The organism is Vicingus serpentipes (assembly GCF_007993035.1).
Classification (GTDB): Bacteria; Bacteroidota; Bacteroidia; order Flavobacteriales_E; family Vicingaceae; genus Vicingus; species Vicingus serpentipes.
Window position 1 is genome coordinate 457,129 of the sequence record NZ_VOOS01000002.1, and the last position, 20,271, is coordinate 477,399.

Genomic DNA, 20,271 nt, shown 5'->3' on the forward strand with positions numbered 1-20,271 from the left:
TTCTATTTATTTAATTCATTTAACCTAACAGTCACTGCATTTTTGTGTGCTTGCAGCAATTCTGCTTCTGCCATTAACTCTATCGAACTTCCTAAATTCAGAATACCCTCTTTAGTAATTTTTTGAAAAGTAACTTTCTTTACAAAAGCATCCATATTCACCCCACTAAAAGACCTTGAAAATCCATTAGTTGGCAAAGTATGATTAGTACCCGAAGCATAATCCCCTGCACTTTCTGGGGTGTAATTACCAATAAAAATAGACCCTGCATTTATAGTGTTTTCACAAAAATACACTTCATCTTCTACTGCTAAAATTAAATGTTCAGGTGCATATTCATTTACAAATTCTATAATTTTTTCCTTAGCACTAATTACTATCAGCTTAGAGTTTAATAATGCTTGACTTGCAATTTCTTTTCTAGGCAACTCTTCCAATTGGGCTAACAGCTCTTTTTCTATATCATCTAACAATATTTTGTTTGTAGCCACACAAACTACCTGACTATCAGCCCCATGCTCTGCCTGAGACAGCAAATCAGCTGCAACAAATTTTGGCACTGCTGAATCATCAGCAACAACTAAAAGCTCAGATGGCCCTGCCGGCATATCTATTGCAACACCACATCCAAAAGCTTCCATTTTTGCAGCTGTAACATATTGGTTTCCTGGTCCAAAAATTTTATAAACTTTTGGAATAGTCTCTGTTCCGTATGTCAAACCTGCTATAGCTTGTATGCCTCCTACTTTAAAAATTTGAGTTACTCCAACTAAATCAGCCGCATAAAGAATTTCATCAGCAATCTTTCCCTCTTTATTTGGGGGCGTACACAAAACAATTTCTTTACAGCCAGCTAAAACTGCCGGAACAGCTAACATCAAAACAGTGGAAAACAAAGGTGCTGACCCCCCAGGAATATACAAGCCCACTTTCTCAATTGCTCGAGATTCTTGCCAACACTTTACACCATTGGCAGTTTCGACAATTTGAGTATTTACAATTTGAGATCTGTGAAATTTTTCAATATTCGACTTCGCAACCAGAATTGCTTGCTTTAAATCAAGCCTCACATTCTTAGAAGACTCTCTAACTTCTTCATCAGAAACTTTAAAATCATCCAATTTAACCTTATCAAAAAGAGCTGTATTTTTAATTATCGCTTCATCTCCATTCAACCTTACATCATTAAAAATTTCTTTTACCAATTGCGACAAATCCTCTTTTTTAACCTCAGGCCTATTTAATAATTCTTGCCAAATTATATTTTTTGGCTCAATGTATTTTTTTATTTTTAAACTACTTATAGTCATTACTTAAACTTTTTATTTAAATTAAAATACCATTTTTTCAATTGGAACAATCAATATTCCTTCTGCTCCATTTAGCTTCAACTCATCAATCACCTCCCAAAATTTATCCTTATCAATAACTGAGTGCAAAGAACTCCACCCTTCTTCTGCCAAAGGTAAAACTGTAGGGCTTTTTAAAACTGGCAAAATATTACTAATGGCTTCAATCTTATCATTTGGCGCATTTAACAAAATGTATTTTGATTTTCTCGCCCTTAACACAGACTGTATTCTAAATTGAAGCTTATTAAGAATTAGTTGATTTTCTTTTGAAATAACTGGAGATACTACCAAACAAGCTTCTGATTTTAAAATCACTTCTTTTTCTTCTAACCCATTTTTAAATAAAGTTGAACCAGAACTAACTAAATCACAAATCGCATCAGCTAAACCAATATTTGGAGCTATTTCTACTGATCCTGATATTTCATGTAACTCAGCATTTACATTGTTTTCTTTTAAATACCTCATCAATGTATTAGGGTATGATGTTGCAATTTTTTTACCCTCAAGATTTTTTATATTTGAATATAATACACCTTTAGGAGTTGCTATAGAAAGTCGGCATTTTGAAAACCCTAAATACTCAACCACATTTAATTTTGGATTTTTCTCTAAGATTGTATTTTCGCCTATTATAGCAACATCTACAACTCCATCAGCTAAATACTGAGGAATATCTGAATTTCTTAAAAATAAGACCTCTAATGGGAAGTTAGAAGCTGTAGCTTTTAATTGATCAATACCATTTTCAATTGATACACCACAGTCTTTTAAAAGCTGTATGGTATCTTCATTTAATCTTCCTGACTTTTGAATGGCAATTTTTAGTTTACTCATTTTTTTATTTTTTTAAATCTGAGCAAACTTCAAGGAAACAAAAAACCCGTCTGAATGCTCAGACGGGTTTTAGATATTTTTTATTTAAAATTACATAATATCATTAACTCCTCGCCTGAGAGCAAGTATGAAAATGATGATGATGTAATTGAATAAATTTCATTGTTATTGTTTTGTTGATGCAAATATATAAAATTATATTTCTCAAAAAAAATAATTTTATACTTATACAAAATTTAAGTTTAGAACTATTAAAACTTCTTACTAAAACTAAAACTTAACTTACGCTCATAATCTTCTTGGAGCCATTTTAAATAGTTATCTGTACTCTTACAAATACAATAAGAATATAATCGAAGACGGTAAGCGATATCATCCTTAAGTAACTTAGCTAATTCTCTTGCTTCATTAGAGTCTTCACTATTTTCTAAACACATTTGTGAATGCTGTTCAATTGACCTTTCTAATACAACTTTAGGTCTCAGACCAGCCCTCATTACTTCTCGATATGTTTCTTCAATATCAAAATCAATATTTTCTGATTTGGAAAATTTCGCTCTAATCTCATCAGTCATCACATATTTAAACCTGCGTTCTATTTCTTCATCAATAACAATGTTTTGCAAATAAAAGTCAGGATTACGAAATATTTCATGCCAATCTATCTCTGCGTTCCAAGCTCCAAATCGAGCAACATTGTTTCCTAAATCAAGAATTGTAAATTTATCTTTATTTGGAAGTATACGAGATCCTCTTCCTATCATCTGAAAGTAAAGTGTTAACGATTTTGTTGCTCTATTTAATATAATTGTTTCAACAGTAGGCTCATCAAATCCAGTTGTTAAAATACCTACTGAGGTTAATATTGCGTCATCTGTTTCTTTAAACCACTCTAATATCTCTTTTCGTTCAGCAGGTGTATTTTTATTATCTAGGTGCTTAATTTCATACCCAGCTTTAGTAAATGTATCATGAACATTTAATGAAGTGTTTATTCCATTATTAAATATTAATGTTTTTTTGCCTACAGATTTCTCTTCGTAAGCATGTAACAACTTTTGAAGCATTGGATAATCGCCATAAAGTAAATCTGAAGAACGAACAGTATAATCACCATTTGCTCCAATTTTTAACGATGACAACCCTACATCATAACAAAATGTATCAGCTTTAGCCAAAAAACCGTTTTCAACCAAATAAGGAATAGATTCACCAACAATAAGTTCATCATAATTCTCATACATTGGCAATTTAACATTGGAACTTAAAGGGGTTGCTGTAACTCCAAGCAAAATACAATCCTTAAAATAATGAAATAGTTTTCTAAACGAATTGAAATGGGCCTCATCTATAATTACCATCCCAATATTTTCCAAATCAATTTTTTCATCTTGTAAACGATTATTTAATGTTTCAACCATCGCAACAAAACACATATAATCGTTTTGATCAGGTAATTCCTTTACTTTACTATTTATTATTTTATTCTCCACATCAAATCCATGAAGCATTTCAGATGTTTGATGATAAAGTTCAATTCGATGGGTAAGTATTAAAACTTTCTTTTGTTTTTTTTCAATAAATCTTCTTGCTATTTCTGAGAAAATAACAGTTTTACCTCCACCAGTGGGCAATTGATAAAGTAAATTATGGTTTTCGGGAGCCCTATCTAGGGCATCAAATATTTTGTCTAATCCTTTTTTCTGATAATCATAAAGTTCTTTTTTTTGTTTCTTCATTAAGCTTACCTCGATCTCCATATTTGATTTAAAAAACACACAAAGTTACGCGAAATAAAAGGGTTTATTAAATATATACTGAATTAATATTTTGTTTTAGTTTTATTATCTTCGTTATTTAGATTAGAATCATGTTAAATATAATTTAGCCCTGTTTACTCAATGATTTAAACTAATATTTTTATATTTAACCTCCATTTAAAATACACAACATGGCAGACGCAAAATTTTTATCAGACATTGAAATAGCTCAAAAAAATGTTATGACTCACATCAAAGACATTGCAAGCAAACTTAGTATTGATGAGGACGATATAGAAATGTATGGAAAGTATAAAGCAAAACTTCCTTTAACATTAATAGACCAATCTAAGATTAAAAAAAGTAATCTAATTTTAGTGACTGCACTTACTCCTACTCCTGCTGGAGAAGGAAAAACAACTACTTCAATTGGTTTAACCGAGGGGTTAAATAAAATTGGGAAAAAAGCAACCGTTGTTTTAAGAGAACCTTCTTTAGGCCCCGTATTCGGAATTAAAGGTGGTGCTGCCGGTGGTGGCTATGCTCAAGTTGTTCCAATGGAAGATATTAATCTTCATTTTACAGGTGATTTTTCAGCTATTGAAAAAGCTAACAACTTGCTTTCTGCTCTTATAGATAACAATATCCAAAACAAAACTAATAACCTTGGTATTGACCCAAGAACAATTGTTTGGAAACGTGTAATGGACATGAATGATAGATCTCTTAGAGATATTACAATTGGTTTAGGTGGAACTGCAAACGGTATACCTCGTGAAGATGGCTTTAATATAACACCTGCATCCGAGGTTATGGCAATTCTATGCATGGCTCAAAGTTTTAAAGATCTAAAAGAAAAGTTGGGTAATATTTTTATTGGATTTACATTCGATAGAACACCAATTTATGCTAGAGACTTGAAAGCTGAAAATGCTATGGCTATTTTACTTAAAGATGCTATAAAACCAAACCTAGTTCAAACATTAGAAGGCAATCCTGCAATTATTCATGGTGGTCCTTTTGCAAATATTGCACAAGGAACAAATACTATACTTGCAACTAAAATGGGCTTATCAATTTCTGATTACGTTGTAACAGAAGCTGGTTTTGGTGCCGACCTAGGAGCTGAAAAGTTTTTAAATATTAAATGTGTTTCTGGAAATCTAAAACCAAAAGCACTAGTTTTAGTTGCTACCATTAGAGCTTTACGCCACCATGGAGGAGCTTCAAAAGAACAGTATAATGACCCCAACACAGAAAGAGTTTCTGCTGGTTTTGCTAACCTTGAAAAACATATTGAAAATTGTAAGAAGTTTGGACTAAATCCAGTTGTGGCAATTAATGCATTTCCATCAGATAGTGATGACGAAATTCAATTAATACAACAAAAATGTGCTAAAATGAATGTTAAAGCAGTTTTAGCAAAAGGATTTGCAAACGGAGGAGAAGGGATGACAGATTTAGCAGAAGCAGTTGTTTCTGAAATTGAAGGTGGTAAAAATAAATTTACTCCTCTATACAACTGGAACTTATCTATAAAAGAAAAAATTGAGCGTATAGCTAAAGAAATATATGGAGCTGATGGTGTTGACTACTCTAAACAAGCTATTCAAGATCTTAGAAAAATTGACACATTAGGTCTTCAAGGTCTTCCTGTTTGTATGGCAAAAACTCAAAAATCATTTTCTGACAATGAATCATTATTAGCTCGACCAACTGGATTTAGAATAAATGTTCGTGAATTCGAATTTGCTACAGGTGCAGGTTTTGTTATTCCTATTTTAGGTAAAATGATGCGTATGCCAGGACTTCCTGTAATTCCTGCTTCAGAACATATGTTTATTGATGATAATGGTAAAATTTCAGGCTTATCTTAATTAAACTTTAATATAAAAAGAAAAAACCTCAGAGCATATGTTCTGAGGTTTTTCTTTTATATATCATTATCAAATAAACTTATTCTGGTATCGGTATAGTTAAAACAGGTCTAAACGAATGAGTTACTAAGTTTTTGGAAGTACTTTCAAACATTAATTGCCAAAACGAATGTTTATGAGTTCCCAATGCCATCATGTCTATTTCGTTTTCTATACAATAATTTAAAATTCCTAGTTCTTGAGTACTATCAGAATATAATGCTACTCTATACTTATCACCAGATATTGGAGAAAGCCCCTCATTTTCAATAAAATGATTTATCTTCTCCATAGATACTCGCGTTGGCTCAAAATGAGTTGGGGTATTAACCTTTAACAAATGTATTTTGGCATCAAACTTATCAGCAAAAGTTCTAACTATAGAAAAGATTCGATTTGATTCAGGTGAAAAATCTGAAGCAAAAACAATGGAGTCAATTTTCATGTCTGAAACCTTATGTTTAATTGTTAAAACACTAAATTCTGATTTACGAACAACCCTATCAGTATTACTACCTAATAATATATCTGACACAGTAGATGTTCCATGAGAACCCATTAAAATTAAATCTGCCTCTACTTCCTCAGCACATTCTACAATTTTATCACATATCTGGCCATCAATTTTAATATATGTCTCAATTTTAATATTAGCTAAAAAATCAAGCTTAAGCAATTGCTTCAAGTCAACTTCAGCTTTTTTATATTCAGCCTCATCAGTTGAACGAACAACTGTTAATATATGTATTGTACTTTTTCTAATTTTCGCAATAAATGCTGCATATTCTAATGCTGCTTCAGCGTATTTTGAAAAATCAGTAGGAACTAGTAAGCTTTTCATAATTAGTATTTTCAACAAAGTTAATTTCGTAAATCAAATAAACAAATGATAAAAATCAAATATCTTATTAAATGGTTTAATTACCGATTGATAAAAACTATTTTTGTGAAAAACCACGAATTTGAAAACACCAGTAATATTAGTCGTTAATGATGATGGGATAACTGCTCCAGGCATTCTTTCATTAATTGATGTTGTGAAACAATTTGGAAAAGTAACAGTTGTTGCTCCTAATAAACCACAGAGCGGAATGGGACATGCAGTAACCCTTAACAATACCATAAGAGTTGATAAAACAAGTAAAAATGACGTCGATTATTATTCTTGTTCTGGCACACCGGTTGACTGTGTTAAAATTGCTGTAAACAAATTAATGCCTCAACGTCCTGATTTAATTGTATCTGGGATAAATCATGGCTCTAACTCTTCTATTAATGTAATTTACTCTGGTACTATGTCAGCTGCAGTTGAAGGAGCTTTAGAAGGAATTCCTTCTATTGGATTTTCATTATGCGACCATAGCATTGAAGCAGATTTTAGAGCTTCAAAACACTTCGCTAAAAAAATTATTAAAAACGTACTTAATAGCGATTATAAAAAAGGTATTTGTTTAAATGTAAACATCCCTAAAGCTCCAATTGACATGATTGCTGGCATTAAAGTTTGTAAACAAGCAAATGGAAATTGGGAAGAAGATTTTGATGAACGAGTTGACCCAAATGGGAAGACATATTATTGGTTAACTGGTAAATTTGTTGTTTATGACAATACAAATGATACTGACGAATGGGCACTAGCAAATAATTATGTATCAGTTGTACCAGTTCAATACGATGTAACTGATTATTCCGTTATTAATGATTTAAAACATTTTGAAGATGAAACCAACTAAAAAAAAGTTCGATCATTTATTAATAGGGTTAATTCCAGGTATTTTACTTCCAGCAACAGTAATGCATATTATTTTAACCTATTATTCTAATTTTACTTTAGAATATATTTTTGAAAATGCGATGTTCAGTCCGCTAGTTAATGATTTAAAAGGTGCTCTTTTAATTAACTTGGGATTGTTTTTTATTTTTTATTGGTTAAAAAAAGATAACTCTGCCAAAGGTGTTGTATTTGCAACACTTATTTATGCAGCTTTTTACTTATACTATATGTTTTTTATGTAAAATGAAGTATTATATTATTGCTGGTGAAGCCTCTGGAGACTTACATGCTTCAAATCTTATAAAACACCTTAAAGAAACCGATACTAATGCTGAGTTTAGATGTTGGGGAGGAGATTTAATGCAGTCCCAAGGAGCAACTATTGTTAAGCATTATAGAGATTTAGCATTTATGGGCTTTGCCGAAGTGTTAATGAACATTAAAACCATATTACAAAATTTAGCTTTTTGTAAAGAAGATATTACTCAATACCAACCAGATGTAATTATTTTTATAGATTACCCAGGCTTTAATTTAAAAATTGCTGAGTGGGCAAAAGCTCAAAAATTAAAAACTTTTTACTACATCTCGCCACAAATATGGGCTTGGAAACAAAACCGAGTCCACAAAATAAAAAAATGTGTCGACAAAATGTTTGTCATCCTCCCTTTTGAAAAAGATTTTTACAAGAAGTTTGATATGGAGGTTGACTTTGTAGGACATCCTCTATTAGATGCTATTGCTAACAGAAACAAGTTACCATTTGAATCTTTTTGCAAAGAAAATGGTTTATCTAACAAGCCCATAATTGCGCTTTTACCTGGTAGTAGAAAACAAGAAATTTCAAAAATGCTACCTATTCTATTATCTGTTGTAACTAAGTTTTCAGATTATCAATTTGTTATTGCTGGAGCACCGTCACAAGATAAAAGTGTTTACGAATCTTATCTGAATAAAAATGTTTCTATTATTGAAAATAAAACTTATCAATTGTTAGAACAATCTTCAGCAGCACTAGTAACATCTGGAACAGCAACTCTTGAAACAGCTCTTTTCAATGTACCACAAGTGGTTTGTTACAAAGGCAATAAAATCTCTTTCTTAATTGCTAAAGCCATCGTTAAAGTTAAATACATCTCTTTGGTTAATTTAATAATGGATAACGAAGTAGTAACTGAATTAATTCAAGAAAAATTAACTTCAAAAAACTTAACAAAAGAGCTCGAAAAACTATTAACCCCTGACAACAGGACAGTTATTACTGAAAAATACTCTGTATTAAAGCAAAAATTAGGTGGTTATGGAGCTTCTAAAAGAACGGCACAATTAATGAACAAGTACTTAACCAATTAATAGTTAATTGTGGATAACTGATTAGCCCATTAATAAAACTATTCTTCTATCCTATTACTTTTGTACCGTGTTTAAACTAAAATTATTCCTTTTCGCTATTGTTGCTCTTACTTCATTTATAAGTAAAGCAGAAATTGTAAATATTGGCATTTTATATCAAACAAAAATCACTTCCTTCATCTTTTCTCCTGAGAAGGGTAAATACACTATTTATACAGAAACGGGTAAATTAACCGATATTGAAAATGATGAAATCATACAATTAAGTTATTCAAATGGTGAAATCCTTGTCAAGTCACTTGACAAAGACTACGGTTCGTTTAAAAAAGTTCGATTTATTGGAACTGCTTGGGAAAATTCATTTAAAATTAAAACCAATAACCCTGCTGGAAAAATTAAATTTTATGACGACAACTTACTCGTTAAAGTTCATAACTATGATAGCTACTTTCAACTTATAAACAACATCGATATCGATAATTATGTTGGTGGCGTTGTTGAGTCTGAAGTTGGTAGAAGCCCTCCCCCAGAGTATTTTAAGTTACAAGCCATTATTTGCAGAACTTATGCCTTAAAAAACATAGACAGACATCAAGCAGAAGGATTTAGCTTATGTGATAAAGTTCACTGCCAAGCATACAATAGCAAACCAAAATCGGCTTTAATAAAAGATGCCGCACTTGAAACTAAAGGGGTTGTAATTGTTGATAGCGATATCAATTTAATTACTGCTACTTTTTACTCAAATTGTGGTGGACAAACTGCAAATTCAGAAGAAGTATGGCGACAAAGTTTATACTATCTAAGATCTGTAAAGGACACTTTTTGTTTAAATGAAAATAATGCCGTTTGGACTAAAAAAATCCCTAAAACAGATTGGATAAATTACTTATCATCAAAACATAAATACCCTCAAGAAGAATTAAGCCACGAATGCAGTTTAGAGTATTTTCAAAACTGTAGAGAGCAAAACTTTGAAAAACAAAATATAAAAATACCCTTAGTTGACATTAGAAGTGATTGGCGATTAAAATCAGCTCAATTTGATATCATTCCTAAAGGAAACGAAATAGTTTTACAGGGAAAGGGATTTGGCCATGGCGTTGGATTATGTCAAGAAGGCGCAATGCGAATGGCTAAATTAGGCTATTCTTATGCTCAAATACTGCACTTTTATTATAAAGATGTGCACATGATAAACTTAGAATCGTTAGACTTTTTTAAACAAGATTTTTAACCCCTATTCTACTATCATTTTATATTTGGGGTCTTCATCAAATTCTATTGAATTCTCTTTCTCCAATATCATTGTTGGAACGCCATCAAAATCAGCTATTTTACCACTAATTGTAATCTTTTTGTTCATCCATTCTACCAAAGGGTTGTAGCTAAAATTGACAATGTTTTGTTTCCAAATCGCAACAGTAAATATTTGATTAGGATAATTTTTATCTAAGTTAAAAAATAAATGACCATTTTTGGTTTCTCTTGCATTTACGACTGTTCCTTTTACCGTAATTTTTTTCCCGTTACCTATATAGTTTTTAGCTTGTACAGTATTAAATACTCCAGGAGGTAAACTAGGCTGATAAATTGGTGTTACATCTGTTTCTTGGCTTTCTGGCAACCAATCACTTACTTGGTTTTGACTTTCTAATTGTTCTTCTAACTCATCATCCAATTGATAAAAAAAGTCTATTCCTGCAGCCATTTCAACTTCGTTTATAGACACTGCAAAGCTAGAAATAGGATTCTTTATGTCTTTATTTGGCATAATAAATCCTATTGCTTTTTTATTAGCATAATCTAAAGCTACTTTATAAAAATACTCAGGAATAGTTACTTGATTTTCACCTCGCTCAATTACAGGCAAACTATCATTTAAAATAGGTCCTGTTACAATAAATAATTGCTCATTGTTATTTTCAACATAACCTCTCATCAACCCTTCTAGTTTTGCCCATTTTTTTCGATTAAAATCTGCCAACTGAGGCGACATGTTTGAATAATAAAATGACTCTGACAGGGCTTTTTTATTCCATTTAAAATCAGCTGAAGGGGCTAAATGGCCCCTATCATATCCAAATCCATCATATTCATATTTGTTTTTCTCTCCAAGTTTTTTAGTTTTTAAAAAATAATCTTTTTCAGTTGCACTTCCTGTTTTTACTAGCGTATCAACTCTAAAATTATTCGACCTACTTGCTTTACCATCTATTATATCAGTAGAAATTATATGAACTACCCATTTTGCTTGTTCATGGTTTTCATCATAAACCAAACTATAAGCCAAATGAGAAATCACCTCTTCTCCTTCTACTGGTTTAGGTAAACCTATCTCTGCAATTTCTTGTCTTATTTTCGCAAGTTTTAGTTCATCAATTTTAGACTGAACTTCCCCTTTTTTAGATTCTAAAACTTCAACCTCTTTGGTTAAATCAATTATTTGTTGATTGATTGTTTGAGCAACTCCAGTAAAAGGAAGATAGAATAACAATATTGCTATTCTTATCATTATTTTATTGATCATTAAGTTCTTTATTTATTTTTCTTAGCTGCTTTCTTTGCCGCTTTAGCCGCTTCTTTTTCTTTCCTTTCTCTTTCCTTCTTCTCGTAATATTCTCTAGTTAATTTTTCTTCTTTTGTTTCTAATCGCTCTACTATTTCAGCTTTATATTTAGTCATGTTAAACGATTGAAATCCAGGTCCAAAATTTGAAACAGAAACAGGTCCAACACCAATTCCAATACTTGGACCTGATTTAGGTTGTGGAGTTACTATTTTTAATGGTTCTTGTTTATTTAAAGCTATTTGAGTTAGTACCTCATTGTCTTTACCAACAACTGAAACCACATCTAGAAACGATTTAAAATACCATCTTCCATTTACAGTTCTTCCATCAATTTTTGTACTAATTTGAGCTCCTTCTTTCACTACATGATTTACATTTCCATCTTTTGTAATTACAATCACATAAAGTGTTTTATAGCCTTCATCTTCTAAGTCTCTTGCTTGAGAAAAAACGTTAAAACTAAAAAATAATGAGACTAAAATTATTGCAAAATTCTTCATATCTATTAATTTTATTTAAAGGTAAGTTATTGCTTTTAAAAGCACAATAACCATTCAATAAAAGGTATATTTTTTATAATATTGAAACTTCATGCCAAGTTTAGCTCAAATACCGCTAATTCGATTTATTATCCCTTTTATTTTAGGAATTGTTTCGGCTATCTATATCCCTTTAGAAAATCAATTAACAAATTACACACTTGGAGTTTTTTTAATTTCTTACCTCCTACTTCTATCCATTAAAAAAATAAATTCGAGCTACAAATTAAAATGGCTATTTGGAGTTTTAATTTACCTCATCCTTTTTAATCTAGGACATACTATTACACTTCAAAAATCAAATAGTAGCAAACCTTTTCAACTCAACAATAAACAAAACCAAGTAATGATTGGAGAAGTAATTTCTCCCCCTCTAATTAAAGAGAAAACGGTAAAGACTACAATTGCAATAAAAGGATTAAAAACCAATGAAAATTGGGTTTCAACAAATGGAAATGTAATTGTGTTTGTTCAAAAAGATTCACTATCAGAATCCTTAAAATTAGGTGATTACATTTCATTTAACCCTCAATTTGAGAATGTACCAGACCCCAAAAACCCTAACGAATTTGATTATAAAAGATATTTATCGTTTCACCTTATTCATCAGCAATCTTATTTAAAATCAAGCAATTGGAAGATAATTGACAACACTAATAACAATAGCTTATTCCTTTATGCTGATAAATTTAGAACTAAACTCATTAAAATTTTAGAAGAAAATGGATTGAAAGGGAATGAATTAGGAGTTGCTTCAGCATTAATACTAGGCTATAAAAACAATATTGATGCTCAATTAAAAAATGCTTACTCAAGTGCTGGAGCAATGCACATTTTAGCTGTATCTGGTTTACATGTAGGTATAATTTTTATGATTTTTAATTATCTTCTCCAATTTTTAGAAAAATTAAAATATGGAATTATTATTAAAGCAATAATCATATTGTTACTTATGTGGTCCTATGCTTTTATTACAGGTTTATCACCTTCAGTTTTAAGAGCTTCAACCATGTTTAGTTTTATTGTTTTAGCTAAAGCGATAAAAAGAAATTCCAATTTTTATAACACGTTAGCTGCTTCTGCTTTTGTGCTTCTAATCTACAATCCGTTTTATATAATGGATGTTGGTTTCCAGTTGTCATATATTGCGGTAATTGGAATTGTAATTATTCAACCATGGCTTAGTAAATTTTACTTACCTAAAAACAAAATCATACAGTATTTTTGGGACTTAACAACCGTTTCTGTAGCTGCACAAATAGCCACTTTCCCTCTTGGTTTGTATTACTTTCATCAATTTCCAAATTATTTTTTCATCTCTAATTTAGTTGTTATTCCTTTTGCTGTAATCATTTTGTATCTCGGACTATCTTTATTTATTATTTCTTTTATACCTTATGCAAATGAGTTTACAGCCTATATACTAAATAAGTCTATTTGGATTTTAAATGCTTCTGTAAATACTATAAACGAACTCCCCTATTCCGTTTCCGCAAATGTTAGGTTTACATTTGAACATACCATTTTAATATACCTAGTCATCACATTTATTGTCGTTCTTTTTATTTCAAGAAAACTGAAATTTCTTTTAATTAGCCAAACTATTATTATTTTGTTTTTAATTGATGTCGGATTTAATTCTATTGAGCAATCCAAACAGAAAAAAATAATGATTTACAACATCCCTAATTATTCAGCAATCAATTTTATTGATGGTAAAGACAACATTCTTTTATCTGATATAAAGCTCTATAACAATAAGAGCAAACTATTATATCATGTAAAAAACAATTGGATTGAAGAAGGGGTGAAAAATGAAAAAGTTGTTGATTTAGATAAACTAAAAAAAGCACATTTACTTTCTAATATTTATAGAATTTCAAATCAAAACCTTTTTACCAAATTAAATTACTTTCAATTTTACAACACTAAAATCGCTATTATTGACAACAATCTAACTCATAAAAAAGCAAAAGCACCAATTAATATCGATTTATTAATATGGACAAAAAACAACTCAACTTCTATTTCAGAAGTTATGAAATCTTATACCTTTAAGCAATTGATTATCGATTCTTCAAACTCAAACTACACAAATGAAAAATTAATAAACGAAGCTAAAAACTTAGAAATAGATTATTGGTCGGTTTTAACACAGGGATCTTACTCAATTAATTTAGTGTTATGATTTTTTAACTTTTTGACAATCAAAAAATTAATAATTTTAAAAGGTGAAATATATTTCTGCTTTACTTATTACATTTATCTTTTGCTCAGCTTCTCTTGAACTAAAAGCACAATCTATATTCAATTTAAATAGTACTATTTTAAGTGCAAAAGATTCTACCCCTGTTGGGTTTGTACACATCATTAACCTTTTTACAAATTATGGGGTTGTTTCTGAATATGATGGAACTTTTACTTTTATTGTAGCTGAAAATGATACGCTTAAAATTTCTGCAATCGGTTACAACACATTAACACTTCCTGCTAATAAAAACATAACTACAATTTATATTTCACCTAAAAATTACAACTTAGAAGAATTTACTGTAATACCCTACAAGGATTTTAATGAATTTAGATATGCATTCTCGGAATTAGAATTGTACGACTCTACACTTCAAATTAGTCCTTTAATTTTTTTAAATGGGCATTTGTACAATTATGTTGATAATGGTGGTAGGTTAGGCGTAACTATTGGAGGAGGAATTTCAATGCTATATGATGCACTAAGTAAACAAGGAAAAAGTAAACGTAGATATGAACAATTAATCATTAGAGATAGGTACAAAGCCTTTTTAGCTTCTAAATTCAATAACAATATAATAAAACAAGCTACTTACCTTGATGATGAAACTACAATTAATGACTTTAAATATTATTGTGATTTTAGTGATGATTTTATTGAAAAATCAAATGGTTACGAAATAATTAAACAAATACAAGATTGTTATAGGGAATATCTTGTCTACAAATAATTAAGCATCTATTATTTCTTTAAACGTATTCTTGCCTCTAAAAAATGACAAAAACAAAATGTTTTTACTAACAATACCAACAGTATTTGGTTGGTATTTTTTTAATCGTTTGGCATTGTTTTGTTTTATGTCTCCATAAAAATGGAAATGTGCTTTAAGTATAGCCAGAGTGTGTTTAGGTTTACCTTCTAATAACATTTTAATCCCAGCCAGTCCATCTAAAATTAATCGTGTAAAAATGATTTTAAACCGTTTGTTTTTAGGTAAGTTTTTATGCAGTAGAAACAAATTATTTCTAAAATTTAAATACGTCTTTTGGGGATTGATTTTATTTAACGTTCCTCCACCAACATGATAAACCGAAGAATTTGGATGATACATAACCTTGTAACCAGAATTTTTCATTCTCCAACACAAATCAATTTCTTCCATATGAGCAAAAAAGTGATTATCCAACCCTTCTAATTCATTAAATACTGAAGCTCGAATAAACATACACGCACCTGTTGCCCAAAAGATTTCTGCAATATCATCATATTGACCTTTATCTTCTTCTATGTGATTAAAAATTCGTCCACGACATAATGGGTAACCTAAATAATCTATAAACCCACCTGCAGCCCCAGCATATTCAAAAAAGTTTTTATTGTTGTAATCTTTAATTTTAGGCTGACATGCTGCGATAGAACAATCTTTATCCATCAACTCAATAATGGGATCAATCCAATTTTCAGTAACCTCTACATCTGAATTTAAAAGCACAAAATATTCAGCCTTTATTTTCTTTAAAGCTTCATTATAACCTTCAGCAAAACCGTAATTTTTATCATTAATTACAACACCAACATCAGGGAAATTATTTTTGATAAAATTTATTGAATCATCTGTTGAAGCATTGTCAGCAACATAAACTTTAGCGTTTTGTTTACTGTATTGCAATACATTTGGTAAAAATTTTTCTAAATAATCTTTACCATTCCAATTTAAAATAACTACTGCAACTTTATCCAACGCTAATTTATTTAGGTAAGGCAAAATACTCTTCTGTTCTATCTTGAGAATATTCTCTAGGATTTTCTTGATCTATTTGACGAGTAGCATTTGTACGTTTATGTAAATCTACTTTCCATTGCGAGTTAAAAATCTCTCCTGGCATTGTAGAATGAAGTAATGTGTATTCGTTAGATATTATATCTGTATCATAAAATATAAATTTTACATTACTTCTTCCTTCTACACTGTAATAATGCCAAATTTCATAAGGGTATGAACTTGGTTCATTTTTCATCTCACTTATAGTATTAGGTTTTCCATGTTTTAAAAATATCCTACCCCTATCAGTTTCGTATCCTCTTTTTATAGAAGTTGCATATTGTTTTTGAGTAATATCAACCAACTCTTTATATTTTTTCCAATCTTCTTCTGGATTCGTTGGATTTCTGGTTAACCAAAAGTTATAAAAAAACTGTTTCATCAATTCAGGGTCATTAGCATCTACTTGATTTTTTGCAAAACTTAATTCTGCATTAGAAGATATAGGTTCTAGACATTTTATATAGTCTTGCATTTTTTCAGGAGAAATCTCCATTACAAAAGAATTTACATAATCATCAGAAATTAACAAAGTACTAACCCCTGGATTACTTCGCTGAAAGAAAATCTTTTTGGAGGCTATTAAATCGTTTGTTTTATTTCGAACTTCTATAGCTAAACTATAATTACCTGAAGGTAATTTTTCAATATTAAATGAACTAAACACGACATTTACAGCTTTAGCTTTCTCTCTTTTAAAACTTTTATAATTACCCACAACATTTTTAGTTTCAAATGATTCGATGTAGGTATTAATTAAAAAGTCTTCATCATCGCCTAATACTTTTGATGAATTATAAACTTCTGCATAAAAAGCAATCTTCTCAAAATCTTCTGCGAAGAAATCAGATGTGTAAGGCAATAAATCGAAGCCACTTTTACTTAAAATACCTTTTGTTTCTGTTTTCTTAAACGATTCAACATACTCAATATCAGAAATACTTATATCACTATCATTATATTCAATTTTTAATTTTTGGGTATTAACAAAAGGTTTCTCATCAGTATTTAAATCTCTTAAACTAATTTCAAAATCGTAATCACCATTTGGTAAAGGAATACGCTGCTGATCTATTATGTTCGTTTTTAAAGCTAATGAATCTTCATATTCATAACTTAATAAGTTATATTTTTTATAATCAATTATTTTATCTAATTGCTTAAATATTAAAACAACTTCTACTCCACTCTGAAACTTTCCGTTCTCATTCTTTTTGTAGATAAGTGATTCTCCAACAAAAGATAAATAAGTTTCGATAAAAGGACCTTTTTCTTGATTGTAAAAAGAACAATAGCTAAAATTAGCTTGCATATTAGTTGCATAAATAAATTTACCACCAAACAAAGCTAATAGAGAAAAGAAAATAAGTTTTTTCATACCATATAATTTATATTGTAAAATTAACATTTATCTATGAAGATACCATTGATATTTAATTAACGGTAAAAAACTGATTATTAAGGTATTTGAAAAAATACAGTTTTTTTTTATTAAAAATAAGTTGTTTTTTAAAATCTATTGCTACTTTTGCAGCGGAGAAATGGCAGAGCGGTCGAATGCGGCAGTCTTGAAAACTGTTGTACTGCAAGGTACCGGGGGTTCGAATCCCTCTTTCTCCGCCAAGCGGAAACTCAAAAAACCGCAAAAAAGCGCAAAACCCTTGATAGAATTGATCTTCAAGGGTTTTTTTGTGTTTTGCATTTTCTAGCAAAAACGCATAAATCACTTGAATACGCACAACATCACTACCCTATTCGTTACCCTAGGAAATCAGGGTAACGATTTTTGAAAAAAGGGAACCAAAACAGGTGTAACTAACTGATTATTAGCGTAAAAAAAGTGTCAACTAAATTCTAGTTGACACTTTGAATAGTAACATTTACTGAATTTTTAACTAAAAAACAGTAATATGAAACAACTAAGAGTTACCCTTTTCATTAAAAATGATAAGGTAGACAAGAAAGGAAATGTTCAAGTCTTCTTGAAAATCAAGTACTTAAACACATCTACAACCCTAAGCACCGACTTCTGGGTAGATGAAGAAAAATGGAAAAAGACTACCCAGTTTCTTTTTGCCAAAGCTTTAAAAGAAATTCACATTAGAAGAAAAATTGATGAACTAATCAATAAAATCCATTTAATTGAACAGAACCTTACCCTAAAAGGAACACAATTTAGTGCTCATACTTTAAAACAGGTTTTAGTAAATGGCGAAGACAGTATAATAAATTATCACATTATGCTATCTGACTTATTTAACAAACAATATTCAATTTATATTCCTCTAGTAGAAAATGGAATTAGAGCTAAGGAGTCTTTAAGAAAATTCAAAACATTAAACAATCATGTCAATGATTTTTTAAAATATGAGTATGGTTTAGAAAATATTGCCTTAAACAAGCTTAATTATAGCTTCATAGAAAGTTTTGACATCTTCTTAAGGTCAATTAAAAAGATTGGCAACAACACTACTGTAAAATACATTCAAAGCCTAAGACAACTTGCGAAGCTAGCAGTAAAACACGATTGGTTAATAAAAGATCCTTTTGCCCTCTATGATAAAAAAATAGTAACCAAGGAAGTTGAATTTTTAACTAAAACTGAATTGAGCCTTTTTGAGACTGTAAAACTTCCTTCAAAAAAGCTTGAAGTAGTAAGGGATTATTTTCTTCTCTCTTGTTATACTGGTTACGCATACTCTGATATCTTCTCACTAACCTATTCAGATATTCAAAATGGAAATGATGGCCAGAAATGGATTATACATAGAAGGCAGAAGACTAAAATCAAATGTGACGTACCTCTTTTACCTCAAGCTGAAGCAATCATAAATAAGTATAGAGATGATTTTAATTGCATAAAAACAAATAAAATACTCCCAGAAAGGTCTAATCAAAAAATAAACAAGTACTTAAAAGAAATAGCTGAAATCGTCGGAATAGAGAAAAGAATTCACTTTCATTTAGCAAGACATACTTTTAGCTGCACTATAATTTTAGCTAATGGATTATCTATGGAAGTGCTAAGTAAAATGCTAGGACATACTAATTTAAAACAGACAATGCATTACGGCAAAATTCAAAATCAAAGAGTGGGTGAAGAAATGAAATTATTAAGAAGTAAACTCACTATAAACACTAGAAAAAGTAATAGTTATTAACATTCATTCATTAAAAATAAAACAAAAAAATAATTTCATAACTCTTTAATTCAGAACTTTACCAAACATTAACTAAACTAAATATTTAATTTATGAAAGATCTTTCAGAAAATATTAAAAAATTAGATTTCAAAAAACATCTTGAAACAACAATCCAACAATTTGACAACTTCAATCAAGAAGATTACTTTAAAATAAATAATGCTTTAGCATCATCTTTAACAGATATGAATCCGAGCATTAATGTTTTAAATAAAGTATATCAAAAAATAAAAGAAAGAAAATATGTTGAACTTGACACATTTGAAGTTTTATCTATAAAAAATGATATAAAACACTTTAAGTGGTCTGTTGAAAGGGCAATAAATGAAATCGAAGCCTACAATTACCCAACTCAATTAAACGTTATAATTCTTTCTTACTTTAATGATTGCATTTATAAATTGGAAGAGTGTATATTAAAACTTGATTTTATATTTGATATCATAGACAGAAAACTAATCCCCATAAAATTTTCAAAACCCGAAAAACAAACACCTGTTGATTTTAAAAAAATAAAAATTACAGCATCAAGTTTCACAACTTCCGTAGGACTCCACCTATTGAAAGACGCTGGTTATTTTTATGATTTTAGAAATGGAGAACCTTTTAATAAGGAGTTTGCAAAAACACTTAATGCCACTTTCGAATGTGTTAAACAAAATGGTAAAGCTTATGGTCAAGAATATTTATTCTCTACATTATCAAAAGTAAATGGTCCAGCAAATATAACTCGTGCAAACCAACAGAAACATTCCTTACTATCTGAACTTGATAAAGCTTTCGATAATTTTCAGAAAGCAAATGACAGGCTCAAGAATTTTAGGTTTATACCTATAAAAAGTGTCAACTAAATTCTAAAAAGTGTCAACTAAATGATTTAGGTTTTTTACTC

The 20,271-nt window shown here is 30.0% G+C and carries 17 protein-coding genes and 1 tRNA gene; 10 read left to right on the forward strand and 8 right to left on the reverse strand.

Annotated features, from left to right (window positions below):
* Positions 1–2 precede the first annotated feature (2 nt).
* The 3 genes from hisD to FRY74_RS06035 form a co-directional block, all read right to left on the reverse strand.
* Positions 3–1,289, reverse strand: coding sequence for a histidinol dehydrogenase (gene hisD, locus FRY74_RS06025; protein WP_394344895.1), 1,287 nt, complete (start codon positions 1,287–1,289; stop codon positions 3–5).
* 42 nt (positions 1,290–1,331) lie between these two features.
* Positions 1,332–2,189: an ATP phosphoribosyltransferase gene (gene hisG, locus FRY74_RS06030; protein WP_147099607.1), complete on the reverse strand. Its 858-nt coding sequence runs from the start codon at positions 2,187–2,189 to the stop codon at positions 1,332–1,334.
* Positions 2,190–2,440: 251 nt separating this feature from the next.
* Positions 2,441–3,928, reverse strand: a complete 1,488-nt coding sequence (locus tag FRY74_RS06035; RefSeq protein WP_223265835.1) for a DEAD/DEAH box helicase — start codon at positions 3,926–3,928, stop codon at positions 2,441–2,443.
* A gap of 212 nt (positions 3,929–4,140) precedes the next feature.
* On the opposite strand from FRY74_RS06035, the gene FRY74_RS06040 reads away from it, so the two are divergent.
* Positions 4,141–5,826, forward strand: a complete 1,686-nt coding sequence (locus FRY74_RS06040) for a formate--tetrahydrofolate ligase (RefSeq protein WP_147099611.1) — start codon at positions 4,141–4,143, stop codon at positions 5,824–5,826.
* 79 nt (positions 5,827–5,905) lie between these two features.
* On the opposite strand, the gene FRY74_RS06045 is transcribed toward FRY74_RS06040, so the two are convergent.
* A complete protein-coding gene (locus FRY74_RS06045) occupies positions 5,906–6,706 on the reverse strand; it encodes a universal stress protein (RefSeq protein ID WP_147099613.1) in 801 nt (266 codons plus the stop codon).
* Positions 6,707–6,827: 121 nt separating this feature from the next.
* Between FRY74_RS06045 and surE the strand changes: the two genes are divergently transcribed.
* The 4 genes from surE to FRY74_RS06065 all read left to right on the forward strand — a co-directional run bounded on the left by surE (position 6,828) and on the right by FRY74_RS06065 (position 10,229).
* On the forward strand, positions 6,828–7,598 hold the full coding sequence (gene surE, locus FRY74_RS06050) for a 5'/3'-nucleotidase SurE (RefSeq protein ID WP_147099615.1): 771 nt from the start codon (positions 6,828–6,830) through the stop codon (positions 7,596–7,598).
* Positions 7,585–7,881, forward strand: coding sequence for a hypothetical protein (locus FRY74_RS06055; RefSeq protein WP_147099616.1), 297 nt, complete (start codon positions 7,585–7,587; stop codon positions 7,879–7,881). Before surE ends, FRY74_RS06055 begins: the two co-directional genes overlap by 14 nt.
* Position 7,882: 1 nt before the next feature.
* The gene (gene lpxB, locus FRY74_RS06060) at positions 7,883–8,992 is read left to right on the forward strand and encodes a lipid-A-disaccharide synthase (RefSeq protein ID WP_147099618.1); all 1,110 of its coding nucleotides are present in this window, start codon (positions 7,883–7,885) and stop codon (positions 8,990–8,992) included.
* Between the two features lie 67 nt (positions 8,993–9,059).
* Complete coding sequence (locus FRY74_RS06065; protein ID WP_170227965.1) at positions 9,060–10,229, forward strand: SpoIID/LytB domain-containing protein; 1,170 nt, start codon at positions 9,060–9,062, stop codon at positions 10,227–10,229.
* A gap of 3 nt (positions 10,230–10,232) precedes the next feature.
* Here the strand turns inward: FRY74_RS06065 and FRY74_RS06070 are convergent, their stop codons facing one another.
* Positions 10,233–11,507 carry a DNA/RNA non-specific endonuclease gene (locus FRY74_RS06070; RefSeq protein ID WP_147099622.1) on the reverse strand — a complete coding sequence of 425 codons (1,275 nt, stop codon included), beginning with the start codon at positions 11,505–11,507 and terminating at the stop codon, positions 10,233–10,235.
* Positions 11,508–11,530: 23 nt separating this feature from the next.
* Positions 11,531–12,064, reverse strand: coding sequence for a hypothetical protein (locus FRY74_RS06075; protein WP_147099624.1), 534 nt, complete (start codon positions 12,062–12,064; stop codon positions 11,531–11,533).
* 91 nt (positions 12,065–12,155) lie between these two features.
* Between FRY74_RS06075 and FRY74_RS06080 the strand changes: the two genes are divergently transcribed.
* Both FRY74_RS06080 and FRY74_RS06085 read left to right on the forward strand, forming a co-directional pair.
* Positions 12,156–14,291, forward strand: coding sequence for a ComEC/Rec2 family competence protein (locus FRY74_RS06080; protein WP_147099626.1), 2,136 nt, complete (start codon positions 12,156–12,158; stop codon positions 14,289–14,291).
* Positions 14,292–14,334: 43 nt separating this feature from the next.
* On the forward strand, positions 14,335–15,084 hold the full coding sequence (locus tag FRY74_RS06085; RefSeq protein ID WP_147099631.1) for a peptidase associated/transthyretin-like domain-containing protein: 750 nt from the start codon (positions 14,335–14,337) through the stop codon (positions 15,082–15,084).
* Here the strand turns inward: FRY74_RS06085 and FRY74_RS06090 are convergent, their stop codons facing one another.
* Both FRY74_RS06090 and FRY74_RS06095 read right to left on the reverse strand, forming a co-directional pair.
* Positions 15,085–16,095, reverse strand: a complete 1,011-nt coding sequence (locus tag FRY74_RS06090) for a glycosyltransferase family 2 protein (RefSeq protein WP_147099632.1) — start codon at positions 16,093–16,095, stop codon at positions 15,085–15,087.
* A gap of 7 nt (positions 16,096–16,102) precedes the next feature.
* A complete protein-coding gene (locus tag FRY74_RS06095; RefSeq protein WP_170227966.1) occupies positions 16,103–17,554 on the reverse strand; it encodes a GWxTD domain-containing protein in 1,452 nt (483 codons plus the stop codon).
* A gap of 157 nt (positions 17,555–17,711) precedes the next feature.
* Between FRY74_RS06095 and FRY74_RS06100 the strand changes: the two genes are divergently transcribed.
* The 3 genes from FRY74_RS06100 to FRY74_RS06110 all read left to right on the forward strand — a co-directional run bounded on the left by FRY74_RS06100 (position 17,712) and on the right by FRY74_RS06110 (position 20,230).
* Positions 17,712–17,799 (forward strand) — tRNA-Ser (locus FRY74_RS06100).
* 287 nt (positions 17,800–18,086) lie between these two features.
* Positions 18,087–19,337, forward strand: a complete 1,251-nt coding sequence (locus FRY74_RS06105) for a site-specific integrase (protein ID WP_147099635.1) — start codon at positions 18,087–18,089, stop codon at positions 19,335–19,337.
* A 92-nt stretch (positions 19,338–19,429) separates the two neighbouring features.
* A complete protein-coding gene (locus FRY74_RS06110; protein ID WP_147099636.1) occupies positions 19,430–20,230 on the forward strand; it encodes a hypothetical protein in 801 nt (266 codons plus the stop codon).
* Positions 20,231–20,271 lie beyond the last annotated feature (41 nt).